This is a genomic window from Luteibacter sahnii (assembly GCF_034063545.1).
GTDB lineage: Bacteria > Pseudomonadota > Gammaproteobacteria > Xanthomonadales > Rhodanobacteraceae > Luteibacter > Luteibacter sahnii.
This window is the reverse complement of sequence record NZ_JAQLOK010000002.1, coordinates 443,366-458,396: the sequence shown is the minus strand read 5'-3', so window position 1 is coordinate 458,396 and position 15,031 is coordinate 443,366. Positions and strand designations below refer to the sequence as shown.

17 protein-coding genes are annotated in these 15,031 nt (G+C 66.7%); 12 read left to right on the top strand and 5 right to left on the bottom strand.

Translation table 11 applies throughout. The features are described from left to right. The first annotated feature begins 165 nt into the window (after nucleotides 1-165). The 5 genes from petA (at nucleotide 166) to PI246_RS07380 (ending at nucleotide 4,088) form a co-directional block, all read left to right on the top strand. Nucleotides 166-768, top strand: a complete 603-nt coding sequence (petA, locus tag PI246_RS07400) for a ubiquinol-cytochrome c reductase iron-sulfur subunit (protein ID WP_320550641.1) — start codon at nucleotides 166-168, stop codon at nucleotides 766-768. Continuing rightward, complete coding sequence (locus PI246_RS07395) at nucleotides 768-2,069, top strand: cytochrome b (RefSeq protein ID WP_320550640.1); 1,302 nt, start codon at nucleotides 768-770, stop codon at nucleotides 2,067-2,069. Before petA ends, PI246_RS07395 begins: the two co-directional genes overlap by 1 nt. Further along, entirely contained in the window at nucleotides 2,062-2,814 is a 753-nt protein-coding gene (locus PI246_RS07390; protein WP_407069790.1) for a cytochrome c1, read from the top strand. The genes PI246_RS07395 and PI246_RS07390 overlap by 8 nt, the downstream gene beginning before the upstream one ends. Nucleotides 2,815-2,886: 72 nt before the next feature. After that, nucleotides 2,887-3,531 carry a glutathione S-transferase N-terminal domain-containing protein gene (locus PI246_RS07385; RefSeq protein ID WP_320550639.1) on the top strand — a complete coding sequence of 215 codons (645 nt, stop codon included), beginning with the start codon at nucleotides 2,887-2,889 and terminating at the stop codon, nucleotides 3,529-3,531. A gap of 122 nt (nucleotides 3,532-3,653) precedes the next feature. After that, a complete protein-coding gene (locus PI246_RS07380) occupies nucleotides 3,654-4,088 on the top strand; it encodes a ClpXP protease specificity-enhancing factor (protein WP_407069803.1) in 435 nt (144 codons plus the stop codon). Nucleotides 4,089-4,137: 49 nt separating this feature from the next. Here PI246_RS07380 and PI246_RS07375 read toward each other — a convergent pair whose 3' ends face one another. The 4 genes from PI246_RS07375 to PI246_RS07360 all read right to left on the bottom strand — a co-directional run bounded on the left by PI246_RS07375 (nucleotide 4,138) and on the right by PI246_RS07360 (nucleotide 8,087). After that, entirely contained in the window at nucleotides 4,138-4,533 is a 396-nt protein-coding gene (locus PI246_RS07375) for a DUF3301 domain-containing protein (RefSeq protein WP_320550637.1), read from the bottom strand. A 62-nt stretch (nucleotides 4,534-4,595) separates the two neighbouring features. Further along, nucleotides 4,596-5,462 (bottom strand): carboxylating nicotinate-nucleotide diphosphorylase, encoded by an 867-nt coding sequence (nadC, locus tag PI246_RS07370; RefSeq protein ID WP_320550636.1) that lies wholly within the window; start codon nucleotides 5,460-5,462, stop codon nucleotides 4,596-4,598. Between the two features lie 12 nt (nucleotides 5,463-5,474). Continuing rightward, nucleotides 5,475-7,721 (bottom strand): DUF1631 domain-containing protein, encoded by a 2,247-nt coding sequence (locus PI246_RS07365; protein WP_320550635.1) that lies wholly within the window; start codon nucleotides 7,719-7,721, stop codon nucleotides 5,475-5,477. 75 nt (nucleotides 7,722-7,796) lie between these two features. After that, nucleotides 7,797-8,087 carry a Trm112 family protein gene (locus PI246_RS07360; protein WP_320550634.1) on the bottom strand — a complete coding sequence of 97 codons (291 nt, stop codon included), beginning with the start codon at nucleotides 8,085-8,087 and terminating at the stop codon, nucleotides 7,797-7,799. Between the two features lie 72 nt (nucleotides 8,088-8,159). Here PI246_RS07360 and purE point away from each other — a divergent pair, with 72 nt between their 5' ends. From purE to PI246_RS07345, 3 genes are all read left to right on the top strand, one after another. Further along, nucleotides 8,160-8,669, top strand: a complete 510-nt coding sequence (gene purE / locus PI246_RS07355; protein ID WP_320550633.1) for a 5-(carboxyamino)imidazole ribonucleotide mutase — start codon at nucleotides 8,160-8,162, stop codon at nucleotides 8,667-8,669. Then, nucleotides 8,666-9,820, top strand: a complete 1,155-nt coding sequence (locus tag PI246_RS07350; RefSeq protein ID WP_320550632.1) for a 5-(carboxyamino)imidazole ribonucleotide synthase — start codon at nucleotides 8,666-8,668, stop codon at nucleotides 9,818-9,820. The genes purE and PI246_RS07350 overlap by 4 nt, the downstream gene beginning before the upstream one ends. 175 nt (nucleotides 9,821-9,995) lie before the next feature. Then, nucleotides 9,996-10,604, top strand: coding sequence for a hypothetical protein (locus PI246_RS07345; RefSeq protein ID WP_320550631.1), 609 nt, complete (start codon nucleotides 9,996-9,998; stop codon nucleotides 10,602-10,604). Nucleotides 10,605-10,644: 40 nt separating this feature from the next. Here the strand turns inward: PI246_RS07345 and PI246_RS07340 are convergent, their stop codons facing one another. After that, nucleotides 10,645-11,226 carry a Fe-Mn family superoxide dismutase gene (locus tag PI246_RS07340; RefSeq protein WP_320550630.1) on the bottom strand — a complete coding sequence of 194 codons (582 nt, stop codon included), beginning with the start codon at nucleotides 11,224-11,226 and terminating at the stop codon, nucleotides 10,645-10,647. Nucleotides 11,227-11,333: 107 nt separating this feature from the next. Between PI246_RS07340 and grxD the strand changes: the two genes are divergently transcribed. The 4 genes from grxD (at nucleotide 11,334) to PI246_RS07320 (ending at nucleotide 15,004) form a co-directional block, all read left to right on the top strand. Beyond that, complete coding sequence (gene grxD, locus PI246_RS07335; RefSeq protein WP_320550629.1) at nucleotides 11,334-11,657, top strand: Grx4 family monothiol glutaredoxin; 324 nt, start codon at nucleotides 11,334-11,336, stop codon at nucleotides 11,655-11,657. Then, nucleotides 11,654-12,427 carry an SDR family NAD(P)-dependent oxidoreductase gene (locus tag PI246_RS07330; protein WP_320550628.1) on the top strand — a complete coding sequence of 258 codons (774 nt, stop codon included), beginning with the start codon at nucleotides 11,654-11,656 and terminating at the stop codon, nucleotides 12,425-12,427. The genes grxD and PI246_RS07330 overlap by 4 nt, the downstream gene beginning before the upstream one ends. A gap of 58 nt (nucleotides 12,428-12,485) precedes the next feature. Further along, a complete protein-coding gene (locus tag PI246_RS07325) occupies nucleotides 12,486-13,082 on the top strand; it encodes a YhgN family NAAT transporter (RefSeq protein WP_320551208.1) in 597 nt (198 codons plus the stop codon). Nucleotides 13,083-13,294: 212 nt separating this feature from the next. Continuing rightward, nucleotides 13,295-15,004: a lysophospholipid acyltransferase family protein gene (locus PI246_RS07320; protein WP_320550627.1), complete on the top strand. Its 1,710-nt coding sequence runs from the start codon at nucleotides 13,295-13,297 to the stop codon at nucleotides 15,002-15,004. The last annotated feature ends 27 nt before the right edge of the window (nucleotides 15,005-15,031 follow it).

Sequence of the window (15,031 nt, the reverse complement as noted above, 5' to 3'; positions counted from 1 at the left end):
CCTGGCGGGTGGTGGCAGCCCTCTCCGGCGCGCGGGACAGGGATCGGTTCATTTTATTGTACGTGGCTGATGCTGACGTTACACTGCCATGATTTGCGGAAGCCGATTTCCAGTAAACCGGCGATGGGGTCCGCATCCTCAATGGCATGAGTTCCGGAGAGCCTGATGGCGAACGAAGAAGTCGTCGATCACGGCCGCCGTCGCTTCCTGACCGCAACGACGGCTGTCGTCGGCGGGGCAGGGGTGATAGCGGCAGTCGTCCCCTTCATCAAGTCGTGGGAGCCGAGTGCGAGGGCGAAGGCGGCGGGGGCGCCGGTCACGGTCGATATCAGCGCCATCGAGGCCGGCCAGAAAGTGACGTTCGCCTGGCGCAGCCTTCCCGTCTTCGTCGTCAACCGCACCACGGATCAGCTGGCCCAGCTCAAGGGGCTGGATCCCCGGTTGCTCGACCCGTCCTCGTCGGACACCGGCCAGCAACCCAAGTACGCCACCAATCCGACCCGTTCCATCAAGCCTGAGTGGCTCGTCGTCATCGGCCTGTGCACCCACCTGGGTTGCGTTCCGGACTTCGTTCCCGACATCAAGCCCGAGCCCTTCGACGCCAACTGGAAGGGCGGCTTCTTCTGCCCCTGCCATAAGTCGCGCTACGACCTCGCCGGGCGTGTGTTCAGCGGCGTGCCCGCCCCGAAGAACCTGGCGGTCCCCCCGTACCACTTCATCGACGACAGCCATATCCAGATCGGCGTCGATCCGAAGGAGGCAGGCTGATGGCTAACGCATTCTCCCGCATCGGCGACTGGTTCAACGAGCGGGCGCCCGGCCTGATGCCGGCGTACCGCAAGCACATGACCGAGTATTACGCGCCGAAGAACTTCAACCTCTGGTATTACTTCGGCTCGCTGGCGCTCCTGGTCCTGGTCAACCAGATCGTGACCGGCATCTTCCTCACCATGAACTACAAGACGAGTGCGGCGGAAGCCTTCAACTCGGTCGAGTACATCATGCGCGACGTGGAGTGGGGCTGGCTGATCCGCTACATGCACTCCACCGGCGCCTCGCTGTTCTTCGTGGTGGTGTTCCTGCATATGTTCCGCGGCATCATGTACGGCTCGTTCAAGAAACCGCGCGAGCTGGTCTGGATTCTCGGCATGCTGATCTTCCTCGTGCTGATGGCCGAGGCGTTCATGGGCTACGTGCTGCCCTGGGGCAACATGTCGTTCTGGGGCGCGAAGGTCATCATCTCGCTGTTCGGCACGATCCCGTTCATCGGCAGCACCCTGGTCGAGTGGATCATGGGCGACTTCCTTCCTGCCGACGCCACGCTCAACCGCTTCTTCGCCCTGCACGTGATTGCGCTGCCCCTGGTGCTTTTGCTGCTCGTGGTGCTGCACCTGTTCGCGCTGCATGAAGTCGGCTCGAATAACCCGGACGGCGTGGACGTGAAGCATGGCCCCAAGGGCAACCGCTGGAATCCAGAAAAGCCCATCGATGCCATCCCGTTCCATCCCTACTACACGGTGAAGGATCTCTTCGGCGTCGGCTTCTTCATCACCATCGCCGCCTTCATCATTTTCTTTGCGCCCACGTTCGGCGGCTGGTTCCTGGAGCACGACAACTTCACGCCCGCCAACAACCTCGTGACGCCCAGCCACATCAAGCCGTCGTGGTACTTCACGCCGTTCTACGCGATCCTGCGCATGATTCCGTCGTTCTTCGGCACGGCGATCTGGGGCGTGATCGGCATGTTCGGCGCCATCCTCCTGCTGGCCCTGCTGCCGTGGATCGACAAGGGCGAAGTGCGCTCGGTACGGTTCCGCGGGCTGGGTTTCCGCATCGCGCTGGGCGTGCTCGTGTTCTCGTTCCTCGCCCTGGGCATGGTGGGCGCCGGCGTCACCTCGGAACTGATCCCCGCCTGGTTCCCGGGCGCCGACGTCACGACCTGGGAAAACGCCTTCGGCCGCCTGATGGTGCTGGGCTATTTCGGCTTCTTCGTGTTCGTATGGATCTACACGCGCTTCGGTTTCGAGAAGACCAAGCCGGTTCCGGAACGGGTGACGATGCATGATTAAGCGCTATCTTTCCTCCCTCGCGCTCGCCCTCGGCCTTGCGGCCGTCGTCGCCCCGGCGTTCGCCGAAGAAGGCGAATCGCTGCCGTCGGCGGGCACCAACGTCGCCGACCAGGCTTCGTTGCAGCGCGGCGCCAAGCTGTTCTTCAACTACTGCGTGGGCTGCCATTCGCTCAAATACGTGCGCTATTCGCGCATGGCCTCCGACCTGGGCCTGTCCGAAGAAGAGGTGATGACCAACCTCAACTTCACCGGGGCCAAGTTCGGCGAGCCGGTGATCTCGCACATGCCCGAGGCCTCGGCCAAGGCGTGGTTCGGCAAGGCGCCGCCCGACCTCTCGCTCGAGGCCCGTGCCAAGGGCGTCGATTTCATCTTCAATTACCTCAATGCGTTCTACCTCGACCCGACCCGCCCGGTGGGCTGGAACAATACCGTCTTCCCCAACGCGTCCATGCCTAACCCGCTGTGGGAGTTGCAGGGCCTGCAGGTGGCGGTGTACGGGGCGGCCAAGCCGGGCGAAGAGGCCGCGGTCGAGAAGCTTACGATCGCCCAGCCCGGGCGGATGACCCCGGAGCAGTTCCGTGGTGCCACCCGCGACCTGACGGCCTTTCTCGAATACGCGGCGGAGCCGGCGGCGCTGGAGCGTCGGTCGGTCGGCATCTGGGTGATCCTGTTCTTGGCGGGCCTGACTTTCCTGCTGTACCTTCTCAAGCACGAGTACTGGAAGGACGTCCACGACAGTCACTGATGGACGTCCTGGCGGGGGCGGCCCTGGGTCGCCCCTTTTGTATACCGGCAGGCAGGGAGGGAGATCGAGACGATGGTCCAGAATGCACGCTCGCGCACGGCGTTGACGCTCTACACGAGCGCCGACGATATCCACAGCCATCGCACGCGGCTCGTGCTGGCGGCCAAGGGCGTCGCCTACGACAGGATCCTCCTCCGGCCCGACCAGCCCACGTCGGACCTGCTCGAACTCAACCCGTACGGCACGCTGCCGACGCTGGTCGACCGTGACCTCACGGTCTATGACACGGCCGTGGTCGTCGAATACCTCGATGAGCGTTACCCGCATCCCCCGTTGATGCCGATCGATCCGCTCTCGCGCGCGCGCCTGCGCCTGGCCACCTGGCGTATCGAGAACGACTGGTTGCCCGAGATCGAGACCATCCTGGAAGGCGGGCGTGACGCGGCGGGCGCCCGCAGGCGCCTGCGCGAGCACCTGTTGGTCTCGGTCGACCTGTTCAGGGCGTCGCGGTTTTTCCTGAATCCGGAAATGAGCCTGATCGACTGCCTCGTGGCACCGGTGGTGTGGCGCCTGCCTTACCTTGGGGTCGACCTGGGCAAAGACGGCAAGCCGATCGTCGATTACGGCGAGCGCCTCTTCCACAGCCAGGGCTTCGCCCGCAGCCTCACGGCCGAAGAGCGCGCGATGCGTCCCGACTTCGATTTCACGCCGGGTTAGCCCTGGCGTCGTGTATCCCTTAAACTGTCTGCTGACCTTGCCCTGCCGGGGCTGTGGGGCACTCCCGACCGACCGGCGGGTACGACGAGGACGGTTTCATGGATACCAACGAAAGCTCGGGCATGACTTCCAATCGGCCCTATCTCCTGCGCGCGATCTACGACTGGATCAGCGACAACGGCCTGACCCCCTACGTGCTCGTGGACGCCGCCCAGCCGGGCGTGAAGGTGCCCCCGCACGTCATCAAGAATGGCCAGGTCGTGCTCAATCTTGCGATGCGTGCGGTTGCCAATCTCGATCTGGGTAACGACCGCATCGCGTTCCAGGCCCGTTTTTCGGGCGTGAGTCAGTCGATCGTCATCCCCCTCGGGGCGGTGCTCGCGCTCTACGCGCAGGAAAACGGCCAGGGCATGATGTTTCCCGCGGACGAAAGCGACACGGCGCCGGCGGCGAACGGCCTGGAGGCCGTCGAAGGTTCCGGTGAGGCGCCTGCCACGGGCGGCGACGACGAAAACCGGCCCAAGCGCGGCGCCCCGCATCTGCGCGTCGTCAAGTAAGCCTACCGGTGGGGTGAGGCCCTGCGCCGCATCCGCGGGTGTCGCCGCCTCAGTTCAGGCGGCGACGATCCGCCAGCGACACGACGTTGCCGCCGTACACGCCCGGGTCTGTCGCCACGACGGTTTCCAGCTCAGGCGCCCCGGACAGGGGTAGGGAAAAACTCGCGATCTCGTTGCCGGCCATCCACAGGCGCGCCGCATGACGCGACGTGCCGTCGTGGCTTACGTCGAAGCCGTAGCATCGCTCCAGCCTTCGTCCGCCGTCGACGCCCTGGAGACGGATCGCGCGCAGGCCCACCGACTGATCGAGCAATTGCAGGCCATGCCGCTTGCACAGGCCGGTCGCGGCGCGTGCCGCGATCTCCCGTGCGCGGGTGAGCTTGTACCAGGCGCCGATGCCGGCACCGAGCACGAAAAGCCAGAAAAGATCAGTGAAAGAGGACATGTCCGGAGTGTGTGGCCGACGCATGCCCAGGGCAAGCCCCCGGAATAGCGCCGAACGGTTCGTCAGAGATCGAGCCGCAGCGAAAGATCGATGGCCCGCACGTGCTTGGTCAACGCGCCACTTGAGATGAAGTTGACACCGGTTTCGGCGATCGCGCGGATCGTGTCGATCTCCACGTTGCCTGACACTTCCAGCGGCAAGCGCCCCGCCGACAAGGTGACCGCCTCACGCATCATCGGCAGCGTGAAGTTGTCGATCAGGGCGCGGTCGGCGCCGGCATCGATGGCCTGGTGCAATTCGTAGAGCGTTTCGACCTCCACGATCAGCGGCAGGGCGGGGTGCATCGAGCGTGCCGCCGCCACGGCGCCGGGGATCCCGCCAGCGGCGATGATGTGGTTTTCCTTGAGCATCATCGCGTCGAAAAGGCCGATGCGGTGATTGACCCCGCCGCCGCAGCGAACGGCGTATTTCTGGGCGAGGCGGAGACCGGGAATCGTCTTTCGCGTGTCGAGCAGGCGGGCGCCGGTGCCGGCGATGGCATCGACGTAGCGGGCGGTGACGGTCGCGGTGCCGGAGAGCAACTGAAGGAAGTTGAGCGCCGACCGCTCCGCCGTCACCAGCGCGCGCGCTTTGCCGTGGAGGTCGCAGACGATCGAGCCGGCGGCGATACGCTCGCCGTCCCGCGCGTGCCAGCGAATACCGACATCGGGGTCCAGCGCCCGAAAACAGGCGTCGAACCAGGGCGTTCCGCTGAGCACGGCATCTTCGCGGCAGGTGAGGGTAGCGGTGGCCCGGGCCGAGGCGTCGAGCATGTCGGCGGTGGCGTCGCCGGGACCGATGTCCTCGTCGAGCGCCCGACGCACGTCGGCAAGGATCGCCTCGGCGGGCGGCAGCGCGGCGGCGAGGTCACGTGGATCGGCGTCGGTCATCGGTAGTCGGGCTCAGCCGGTGGATGTATCGGTGCGCAGCTTCCCGACGATGGCGTCCATCGCGCGGTCGAACAGCAGGGCCGAATCCAGCACGCGCGCGTTGCCTTGGGCAAACGCCTGGGCGAGCGCCGCCTGGCTGTGGTCGGCCACCTTGAGGCCGCGGCGGTTGACGAAGAGGTAGCGTCCGCTGATCGGGCTCACCCACGACAGCTTCGCGCGTTCGCTGGTGCCGTCGTCGGCCAGGAATTCGAGCCACTGGCCCACCTTCAATTCGCGGACCATCGCCAGGAAGGCTTCGTCGAAGGCCTCGTCGGCGAGATTCTCTAACTCGTCGTCCGGTTCGGGCGGCGCGGGCTCTTCGATGGCCTGGATGGCCTGCGGCAGCGGCAGGTCGCCAGTGACGACGTCCGGTGCCACGGGCGATTCGCCCAGCTGCGAGCGGTAGTAAGCCAGCAGTTGCGCAAGCAACTGCTCGGTGTCGGCTTCCTGGAACGCGACCGACGCGAGGCCGCGGCGGAGCGATCGCTCGATGCCCGGCAGCAGCGTACGCAGGGCTCGCCTGCTTTCGACGTCATGCGTCGGGCGGGCGCTGGCGATGAACTCGTCGATGAAGCGGAGCGACTCGCGGAACTCGTGCGAATCGTCGCCCTGGCGCAGCAGGGTGAGTACGACGTAGTTCGCCCAGGCCCGGGTGAGCACGCCATGGATCAGCGGTGGCAACGACGCCCCGTCGATCCGGCCGACGATCTCCTGGGCGGCGCGGCGGCGAGCTTGCTCGAGCTTTTCGCGCCCCCGGGTCGATTCGGCCACGCGCTGCTCGGCCAGTTCGGCCCGCTTGCGGCTGACGTCGAGGAACTCCTGCAGTTCGACGGCGAGGCGATCGAAGATGCCCACGTCATCGTCGAAGTCATGCAGCAGGCGCTCGACGATCGACTTCACCTTGTCGAAGAGCCTGCCGTCGCGGTCGGCGTCCGCCGACCAGCCCTTCGCCGCATCGGCCAGGGCATCGAGCAGTTGGCGCGCCGGATGCGAACCGTGGGCGAACATCCGGCGGTCGAGCAGGGCGACCTTGAGGTAGGGAATCTGCAGGCGCGCGAGCAACACCTGCATCTCGGCCGGCAGGTTGTGGTCTTCGAGGATGAACTCGAACAGCATGCCGACGAGGTCGATGGTGTCCTCGTCGATGCCCGTTACGTGCGCGGTTTGCTGCCCCCGCAACTGGCCGATCTGGGCCAGTAGCTGGGCCTTGAGCTGGGCGACGTCGCGGGTGACGTCCGCGGGGGATTCCAACGGCGCCGTCGCGACGCTCGGCAGCGCGATCTGGCTTTGCAGGAGCGTCAGTGCGCCGAGCAGTTCGGCCGCGCTGGGCAGCGGGCCCGGCGGTGCCGTGGCGGCGGCGGGCCCCCGCCGCGCACTGAACAGCGTGTGCAGCGACTGCATGAACTCGGCCGCCGCAGCATCGGTCACCGGGGCCGAGGGCGAAGGAGCGGTGGGCGCCGAGGCGCCCGGGGCAACGGGCCCGATAGGGGCCGGTGCGTCGCTGCGGCGCGTGGATATCTCGTGGCGCAGCTGGGGCAGTACGCCCGCCGCGGCCAGTTCGTTGTTGATGTCGTCGTAGAGTTCGTCCACGCCCGCGAGCACGTAGCGGTCGAACAGCTTGTAGATGATGAGCTTGACCTTCACCTCGACCAGCAGCTCGCGCATCGCCTGGCGAAACGCAGAGGCCAGCGAGGCGGGGCCGACCGGATTGGTCGCGTCGTCCATGCGCGCGCCGCCGCAGATCACCGAGAGTCGCTGGTTGACGGCGAAAAGAGCGCGCGCCAGCCGTTGCTCGTTCTTGCCGACCATGCTGGTGATGGCGAGGGACTCTTCCAGCTCGTTCTCACCGACCAGGCTGAGTTCGATGTTGGCCAGGGGCCGGGCGCCCGTCTCGGCCTCCGGCGCGCGAGCGCGGCCGGCGGAGAAATCGGCCAGATCGCGGGCCACCTGGCCAAGAAAGGTGCGCTCGACGATCGCGCGCTTCTTGCGCACTTCGCGCATGCCATCGAAGAACTGGGTCTGCGCCGCGTTGTTCTCGGCCTTTTCGGCCAGGTCGAAAAGCGCGTCGTCGATGTTCTCGAACATGTTGCTTGCCAGCGCATGGAGGCGCTTGGTAGCCAGCCCCCGGACGCTTACCAGAAGCGCGCCCACGCGGTCGCTGCGCGGATCGAGCCGCTGGCTCAGGTCGACCACGTTGGATGGCTCACTCGCGTTCGTCATCGCGCATCTCTGGATTCACAGGCCCCCGCCCGTCATGCATTGTGCGGGAGTCGGGTTATCTCATTGTGACGTGCGTCACGGATTTTGCGCGCGACCCGTATCAGGCGTAAAGCCGTTCAACTGGGTGGTGCCGATGCCTGCCTCGGGCAGCATGACGGGGATGCCGTCGTCGACCCGGTAGACGACCTGGCCGTCGGTGGTGACGAGGCCTTCGGTTAGCGGTTGGGCCACGTTTTCGCCGGCCACGGTGGCGACCCCGCCGGCACGGATGGCGGCGTTGAGGCTGTCGCGCTCCCCGGCGGTGAGCGGGCGCACGGGGCGTTTGCTGACGGGGCAGCAGAGGATGTCGATGAGGCGCTTGTCCATGGGGCGTGGCCGCGCGGGCCAACCTGTAAAACGGGAATGCCCTTACAATAGCGACTTTTGGGTGCCGCGGCCATGATTGAAGGCAACGAGGCGACCGCCCCCCGCGTCGGCGTGGTGATGGGGTCGCGTTCGGACTGGGAAACGATGGAACACGCGTCATCGATGCTGACCCGCCTTGGCGTGGTGCACGAGGTGAGGGTGGTATCCGCCCATCGCACGCCCGACCTGCTTTTCGACTACGCAGCCAGCGCGCGCGACCGTGGCGTCCAGGTGATCATCGCCGGTGCCGGCGGGGCCGCCCACCTGCCGGGCATGATCGCCGCCAAGACACCGCTGCCGGTGTTTGGCGTGCCGGTGCAGTCCAAGGCCCTGAACGGCATGGATTCCCTTCTCTCGATCGCGCAGATGCCGGCCGGCATCCCGGTCGGTACGCTCGCCATCGGCCGTGCCGGCGCCACCAACGCGGCGCTGCTCGCCGCCTCGGTGCTGGCCCTGCACGACCCCGCTATCGCCGCCGCGCTCGACGCGTTCCGCGCCGAGCAGACACAGACCGTCCTCGACAACCCGGATCCCCGCGCGTGAACCGAACGCTTCCCTGCCTTGGCATTCTCGGTGGCGGCCAACTCGCCCGGATGCTCGCCCTGTCCGCCGCCCCCCTGGGCGTGCGCAGCCTGGTGGTCGACACCGAGGCCGATGCGTGCGCCGGCCAGGTCGCCGAACTGGTGGTGGCCGACTGGAACGACGAAGCCGCCCTGGCGACGTTCGCCCGCCGCGTCGACGTGGTCACCTTCGATTTCGAGAACGTGCCCGCCGCCGCGGCCGAGCGCCTAGCCGGACGGGTCGACGTGTTTCCCAACCCGCGCGCCCTGGCCCTTGCCCAGGATCGCCTCAGCGAGAAGACCCTGTTCGGCGAGTGCGGTCTCGCCACGCCCGCGTTCGAGCCGGTCGACACGCGCGACGATCTCCGGCGGGCGGTGTCTCACATCGGGCTCCCCGCCGTGCTCAAGACCCGCCGACTGGGCTACGACGGCAAGGGCCAGTTCCGCCTGAAGACCGAGGCCGACGTCGAGGCCGCCTGGGAGGCATTGGGCGACGCCGCTTCGCGCGTCGGGCTGATTCTCGAAGCGTTCGTGCCGTTCGACTACGAGGTATCCGTCGTGGCCGTGCGCGGCCGCGACGGCGAGTTCCGGAGTTGGCCGCTCACCCGTAACTGGCATGTGGACGGCGTGCTGTCGCTCAGCCTCGCGCCCGCGCCGGGCTGTACCGACGAACTGGAAACCGCGGCCAGGGCCCACGCGAAGAAGATCGCCGAGGCCATGGACTACGTGGGTGTGTTCGCCCTCGAACTGTTCGTACAGGGCGGCAGGCTGCTCGGCAACGAGATGGCGCCTCGCGTGCACAACTCCGGTCACTGGACCATCGAAGGCGCGCACACCAGCCAGTTCGAGAACCACGTGCGCGCCGTGCTGGGCATGCCGCTGGGCGACACCGGTGTGCGCGGCCCCAGCGCCATGCTCAACTGGATCGGCGAGATGCCCGATCCCGCACCGGTACTGTCCGCCGTCGACGGCCATTGGCACGACTACGGCAAGGCGCCGCGTTCGGGACGCAAGGTGGGGCACGCGACGATATGCGCGCCGGATGCCGGGAGCTTGCGTGAACGCCTGACCGTGGTCGGCGAACGGCTCGGTCGCGTCGCGCAGGTCGAGCCGGGGATACTCGCCCTGGGCTGATCCGCCGTCGGCGTTTTACCGATACCTCCGACGGTTTGTCCTTCGTACGATAGTCAAGCGCGCTGCCACGACATCGCGTGGCGGCTCCGATGACATCGACGAAAGGAATCCCAGTGAGCAAGAGAACGGAAAAAAACCTCATCCTCGGCGTGAGCACGTACGCGGAGGGAAGGGCATGACCGGAACGCCCGCGATGGTGAGGGGGCCGGCCGCCGTGGCAGGCGCTCCCCGCCTGGACTACGTCTATCGGGCCGACACCCGCTCGATGGACAGCCTGAAAAACGGCTTCGTACCTCGCTATGACCTCATGTCGGTCGACGACCTTCGCGAACTGGTACGGGTCTTCGCCGGCGTCAAGACGCTGGCAGACTCCGCGCTCGGCAGCCATATCCGCCTCAGGCCGACGGGTCCCTTCAACGGCCCCCTGATGGACGCGCTGGGCAAGGAAAACAGCGGCGCATCGTTGAACGCGCTCGATCTGCACCGGCACATCATCCAGGCCAATCCCCGCGGTCCCTGGGTGTCGGCCGATCCCGACAAGGCGTGCGGTGGCTATGCCGGCGGTCGATCGATTTACCGGATCGACATGCGGTATATGCGTGTCGTGCCATGGAGGGAGGCGGTGCCCGGCGCCAAGGGCGGGCGCATGTGGCCCCACCTGCTGATCGATGGACGGACCGTCGATGACGCCAAGCACTTCGCATTGCACGCGAGCATCGGTGCCACCAGGGAAGTGACGTTTCTGGGGACCATCCCCGCCGAGTGGATCACGCTCGTCGCGTGAAAAAAGAAGCCGGGTTGCCCCGGCTTCCTTGATGTCGCCTTCAGGCCATGTTCTTGGCCGCGAACTCCCAGTTGACGATCGCCCAGAAGTTCTCGAGGTACTTCGGACGCGCGTTGCGGTAGTCGATGTAGTAGGCATGCTCCCACACGTCGGCGGTGAACAGCGGCTTGTCGCTGCCGGTGATCGGCGTGGCGGCGTTGGAGGTGTTGACGATGGCCAGCGACCCGTCCGGACGCTGCACCAGCCAGGTCCAGCCCGAGCCGAAATTGCCGGCGGCCTGCTTGTTGAATTCTTCCTTGAACTTCTCGACCGAGCCGAAGGCCTTGGTCAGCGCGTCGGCCAGCTTGGCCGGCGGTTCGGCCTGCTGCGAGGCCGGGCGCATCGAGTGCCAGTAGAAGGTGTGGTTCCAGATCTGCGCGGCGTTGTTGAAGATGCCGCCCGACGAGGACTTCACCACGTCTTCCAGGCTCTTGCCTTCGAATTCGGTGCCCTTGGCGAGATTGTTGAGGTTCGTCACGTAGGCCTGGTGATGTTTGCCGTAGTGGAACTCCAGGGTTTCGGCCGAGATGTGCGGCTCGAGGGCATTCTTCTCGTAGGGAAGCGGGGGCAGTTCGAACGCCATGGGCAGGCTCCTTAGCGGTGGCTGGGGGAAAGGGGACGCGACGGGGCCGGGGGCCCCACGCTGTTACACTACGCAACTGTCAGCATTCTAATGATGAAATCCGACCTATGGACGTCGTAGACGAGATCAAGGCCATCGTGGGGACCCATCCGATCGTGCTCTTCATGAAGGGCACCACGGCGTACCCCACCTGTGGCTTCTCCGACCGGGCCGTCAAGGCGCTCCAGGCGGCCGGGGCATCGTTCCATGCCGTGAACGTGCTGGCCGATCCCCGCATCCGGGCCGGCCTGCCGCATTACTCCAACTGGCCCACGTTCCCCCAGTTGTTCCTCCTGGGGGAATTCATCGGGGGGTGCGATATCGTCGAAGACCTCCACGCGGCCGGTGAGCTCAAGCGGATGGCGGCCGACGTGGCCGAGGCCGATTCGTGAGCGCGTTGCCGTCCATGCGGTTGCCCGATCGCTGGGCGCCGTCACCGGGGGTGCTGGCCGACCGCGTGGTGCTCGTCACGGGCGCCACTGGCGGCCTCGGCGGCGAGACGGTCCGTGCGCTGGTGCGCGGCGGGGCGACGGTGGTCATCACCGGGCGCAAGGTGCGGGCGTTGGAAGCGCTCTACGACGAGCTGGTGGCGCTTGGCGGCCCCCAGCCGGTCATCCATCCCCTCGACCTCGAAAGCGCCACGCCGACCGACTACGCGGCCCTGGCCGATGGCATCGAGGCCGAGCTGGGTCGTCTCGATGGCGTGGTCCATGCCGCGGCGCACTTCCACGAGCTGACGCCGATCGCGATGCACAAGCCGGACGACTGGCTGCGCGCCTTGCAAGTGAACGTGTCGGCTCCTTTCGCGCTCACCCAGGCCTGCATGCCCTTGCTCGGGCGGGCCTCCGACAGCGCGGTGGTCTTTGTTTTCGACGATCCCGAGCGGGTGTCGCGGGCGCATTGGGGAGGCTACGGCGTGTCGAAAGCCGCGCTCGAACGCATGGCCGCCGTGCTGCATGCCGAAAACGCCCGGGGTACGATGCGCGTGCACGCGCTGCTGCCGCCGCCGATGCGCACCGCCCTGCGCCGGGCCGCCTACTACGGCGAAAACACCCTCGACAGGCCGCTGCCCAGCGCCGCCGCCGAGGCCATCGTCTATCTTCTCTCCGGAGCCGGCGTCGACGCGCGCGGCACCGTGCTCGACCTTCGTCCTACCCATTGATCCACCGCGCCACCGGCCGCGCCGGCGCGCAACAAGGAGTTCTCTCATGGAAACGCAGATGACGACGTTGTCCGCGGGCATCCTGCTGTTCCTCATCATGGATCCGCTGGGCAATATCCCGCTGTTCCTGGCCCTGCTCAAGGACGTGCCCCCGCAGCGCCGGCGCAAGGTCATGGTGCGCGAACTGCTCATCGCGCTGGCCGTGCTCGTGGCTTTCCTGCTGGGTGGACAGGTCATCCTCAAGCTGCTGCAGCTGCGCCAGGAGTCGGTCAGCATCGGCGGCGGCATCGTGCTGTTCCTGATCGGTATCCGCATGGTGTTTCCCCCGGTCGAAGGCGGGGTCTTCGGCAAGCAGGGGGAGGGCGAGCCGTTCATCGTGCCCATGGCCATTCCCGGCGTGGCCGGCCCGTCGGCCATGGCCGCCCTGCTGCTGCTCACCAATTCCCAGCCCGGTCGCACGGCCGAGTGGGGCATCGCTCTGTTCCTGGCCTGGCTGACCACCTCGGTGATCCTGCTCAGCTCCACGTTCCTCTTCAAATGGCTCGGCGAGAGCGTGCTGACGGCCCTGGAACGCCTGATGGGCATGCTGCTCATCGCGTTGTCGGTGCAGATGGCCCTGGGCGGCATTTCGTCCTACCTGCACATCGCGGTATAGGGCGATCGTCCCGTTGCCGCATGAACATACGTGGCGGTAGGGTAGCTGTCATAATTGCCCGCGAGCATGACCGGGCGGGCGAGGCCCGCACCGGACATGGGTAGACCTCCGTCGCGGAGGTCGCAGAGGACGTTCGAAGGCGCTATGACACATCACGACTCCGTACAGGCCCCGTTCGGTCACCACCGTTCGACGTCAAGGGGAGCCTTATCATGCTGAGCATCGACCAGACCCTCATTGAGCGGATGCCATGGCTGGCCCAGCATCCGAAGCTGCGCAAGCCCCTTGCGGGCATGCTGGGCAGCCTGGCCCACGAAGAACGCTTCAACCGCCTCCTCACCCTGGCGGGTAACCGGCAGGGGTTCGAATTCTGCGAAATGATGCTCGACCACCTCGGCGTGAGTTGCCGGGTGACCGAACGCGAGCGCGAGAACATCCCGGTCGAAGGCCCCTTGCTGGTGGTGGCGAACCATCCCCTGGGCATGGTCGACGCCCTGGCGCTCATCCAGCTCATCGGCTCGGTGCGCCGCGACGTACGCATCCTGGGCAACGACGTGCTGGCCGCCGTGCCGCAGCTCAACAGCGTGCTGCTGCCGGTCGACATCTTCGGCAAAGGCGCGTCCTCGCGCATGCGCGCGATCTTCCGGTCCATCGACGCGGGGGAGGTGCTGATCCTCTTCCCGGCGGGTGAGGTCTCGCGCGTGGGGCCCGCCGGCGTGCGCGACGGCAAGTGGTCCGACGGGTTCGCCCGCATCGCGATGCGCACCGGGGTGCCGGTGCTGCCGGTCCACATCCATGCGCGTAACTCGGTGGCGTTCTACGGCCTGTCGATGCTCGCCAAGCCGCTGAGTACCGCGATGCTCCCGCGCGAAGCGACCTCGGGCAAGCAGCGCATCGGTTTCCGCATCGGCAAGCTGGTCGACGCCGACGAACTCAAGCAAGTGAGCGACGGTTCGACGGAGCAGGCCGCGAAGCTGATGCGCCGTCACGTCTATCGCGTCGGCCGACAGCGCGGTCTGGTGTTCGGTGGGCAAACGCCCCTGGCGCATCCGGAGCCGATCGAGCGCGTGGTGGCGGAGCTCGACAAGGCCGAGCTCCTCGCCGAACTGCCCGACGGCAAGAAGATCCTGCTCATGCAGGGCTCCGACGACAGCGCGGCCCTGCGGGAGATCGGCCGCCTTCGCGAGCTGACCTTCCGCCGCGTGGGCGAAGGCACCGGCAAGCGGCGTGACCTCGACGCCTACGATCCTTACTACGAACACCTCGTGCTGTGGGACGCCAAAGCCCTGCGCATCGTGGGCGCCTATCGTTTCGGCCATGGCGGCCGGCTCATCGCCGAGCGGGGTATGAGCTCGCTCTACACCTCGACGCTCTTCGACTACTCGCCCGCGCTGGAATCGCGCCTGGCGCAGGGGCTCGAACTCGGTCGCAGCTTCATCGTGCCCGCGTACTGGCGCTCGCGTTCGCTCGATCACCTGTGGCAGGGCATTGGCCTCTACCTGCAGCGCCATCGCGACCTGCGTTACCTCTTCGGCCCGGTCAGCATGTCGGTGAGCATGCCGCGCGAAGCTCGCGAGTGGATCGCCGCCGCGCACCAGCACTTCTTCGGCGTGCCGGGCCTGGCCGCGGCCCGTCAGCCGTTCGTGATTCCCGAGTCCACCATCGACCTCGTTCGCGCCGAACTGGAGGGCCTGGACCCCATCCAGGGCCTGGGCAAGCTCAAGCATCGACTCGACGCCCTCGGCGTCACCCTGCCGGTGCTCTATCGCCAGTACGTCGATCTGGTCGAGCCGGAGGGCGTGCAGTTCCTCGGTTTCAACGAGGATCCGGACTTCGCCGGATGCATCGACGGCCTCGTGATGCTCGACCTGGCTTCCCTCAAGCCTGCGAAGCGTTCGCGTTATCTCGGAAAAAATATCTGATTTTCATGGGGATGCGCGGGAAGGGCG

What these genes read in the sequence shown, in the direction of transcription:
- petA (WP_320550641.1), top strand. Translation starts at nt 166, where the DNA reads ATGGCGAACGAAGAAGTCGTCGATCACGGCCGCCGTCGCTTCCTGACC.
- PI246_RS07395 (WP_320550640.1), top strand. Translation starts at nt 768, where the DNA reads ATGGCTAACGCATTCTCCCGCATCGGCGACTGGTTCAACGAGCGGGCG.
- PI246_RS07390 (WP_407069790.1), top strand. Translation starts at nt 2,062, where the DNA reads ATGATTAAGCGCTATCTTTCCTCCCTCGCGCTCGCCCTCGGCCTTGCG.
- PI246_RS07385 (WP_320550639.1), top strand. Translation starts at nt 2,887, where the DNA reads ATGGTCCAGAATGCACGCTCGCGCACGGCGTTGACGCTCTACACGAGC.
- PI246_RS07380 (WP_407069803.1), top strand. Translation starts at nt 3,654, where the DNA reads ATGACTTCCAATCGGCCCTATCTCCTGCGCGCGATCTACGACTGGATC.
- PI246_RS07375 (WP_320550637.1), bottom strand. Translation starts at nt 4,533, where the DNA reads ATGTCCTCTTTCACTGATCTTTTCTGGCTTTTCGTGCTCGGTGCCGGC.
- nadC (WP_320550636.1), bottom strand. Translation starts at nt 5,462, where the DNA reads ATGACCGACGCCGATCCACGTGACCTCGCCGCCGCGCTGCCGCCCGCC.
- PI246_RS07365 (WP_320550635.1), bottom strand. Translation starts at nt 7,721, where the DNA reads ATGACGAACGCGAGTGAGCCATCCAACGTGGTCGACCTGAGCCAGCGG.
- PI246_RS07360 (WP_320550634.1), bottom strand. Translation starts at nt 8,087, where the DNA reads ATGGACAAGCGCCTCATCGACATCCTCTGCTGCCCCGTCAGCAAACGC.
- purE (WP_320550633.1), top strand. Translation starts at nt 8,160, where the DNA reads ATGATTGAAGGCAACGAGGCGACCGCCCCCCGCGTCGGCGTGGTGATG.
- PI246_RS07345 (WP_320550631.1), top strand. Translation starts at nt 9,996, where the DNA reads ATGACCGGAACGCCCGCGATGGTGAGGGGGCCGGCCGCCGTGGCAGGC.
- PI246_RS07340 (WP_320550630.1), bottom strand. Translation starts at nt 11,226, where the DNA reads ATGGCGTTCGAACTGCCCCCGCTTCCCTACGAGAAGAATGCCCTCGAG.
- grxD (WP_320550629.1), top strand. Translation starts at nt 11,334, where the DNA reads ATGGACGTCGTAGACGAGATCAAGGCCATCGTGGGGACCCATCCGATC.
- PI246_RS07325 (WP_320551208.1), top strand. Translation starts at nt 12,486, where the DNA reads ATGACGACGTTGTCCGCGGGCATCCTGCTGTTCCTCATCATGGATCCG.
- PI246_RS07320 (WP_320550627.1), top strand. Translation starts at nt 13,295, where the DNA reads ATGCTGAGCATCGACCAGACCCTCATTGAGCGGATGCCATGGCTGGCC.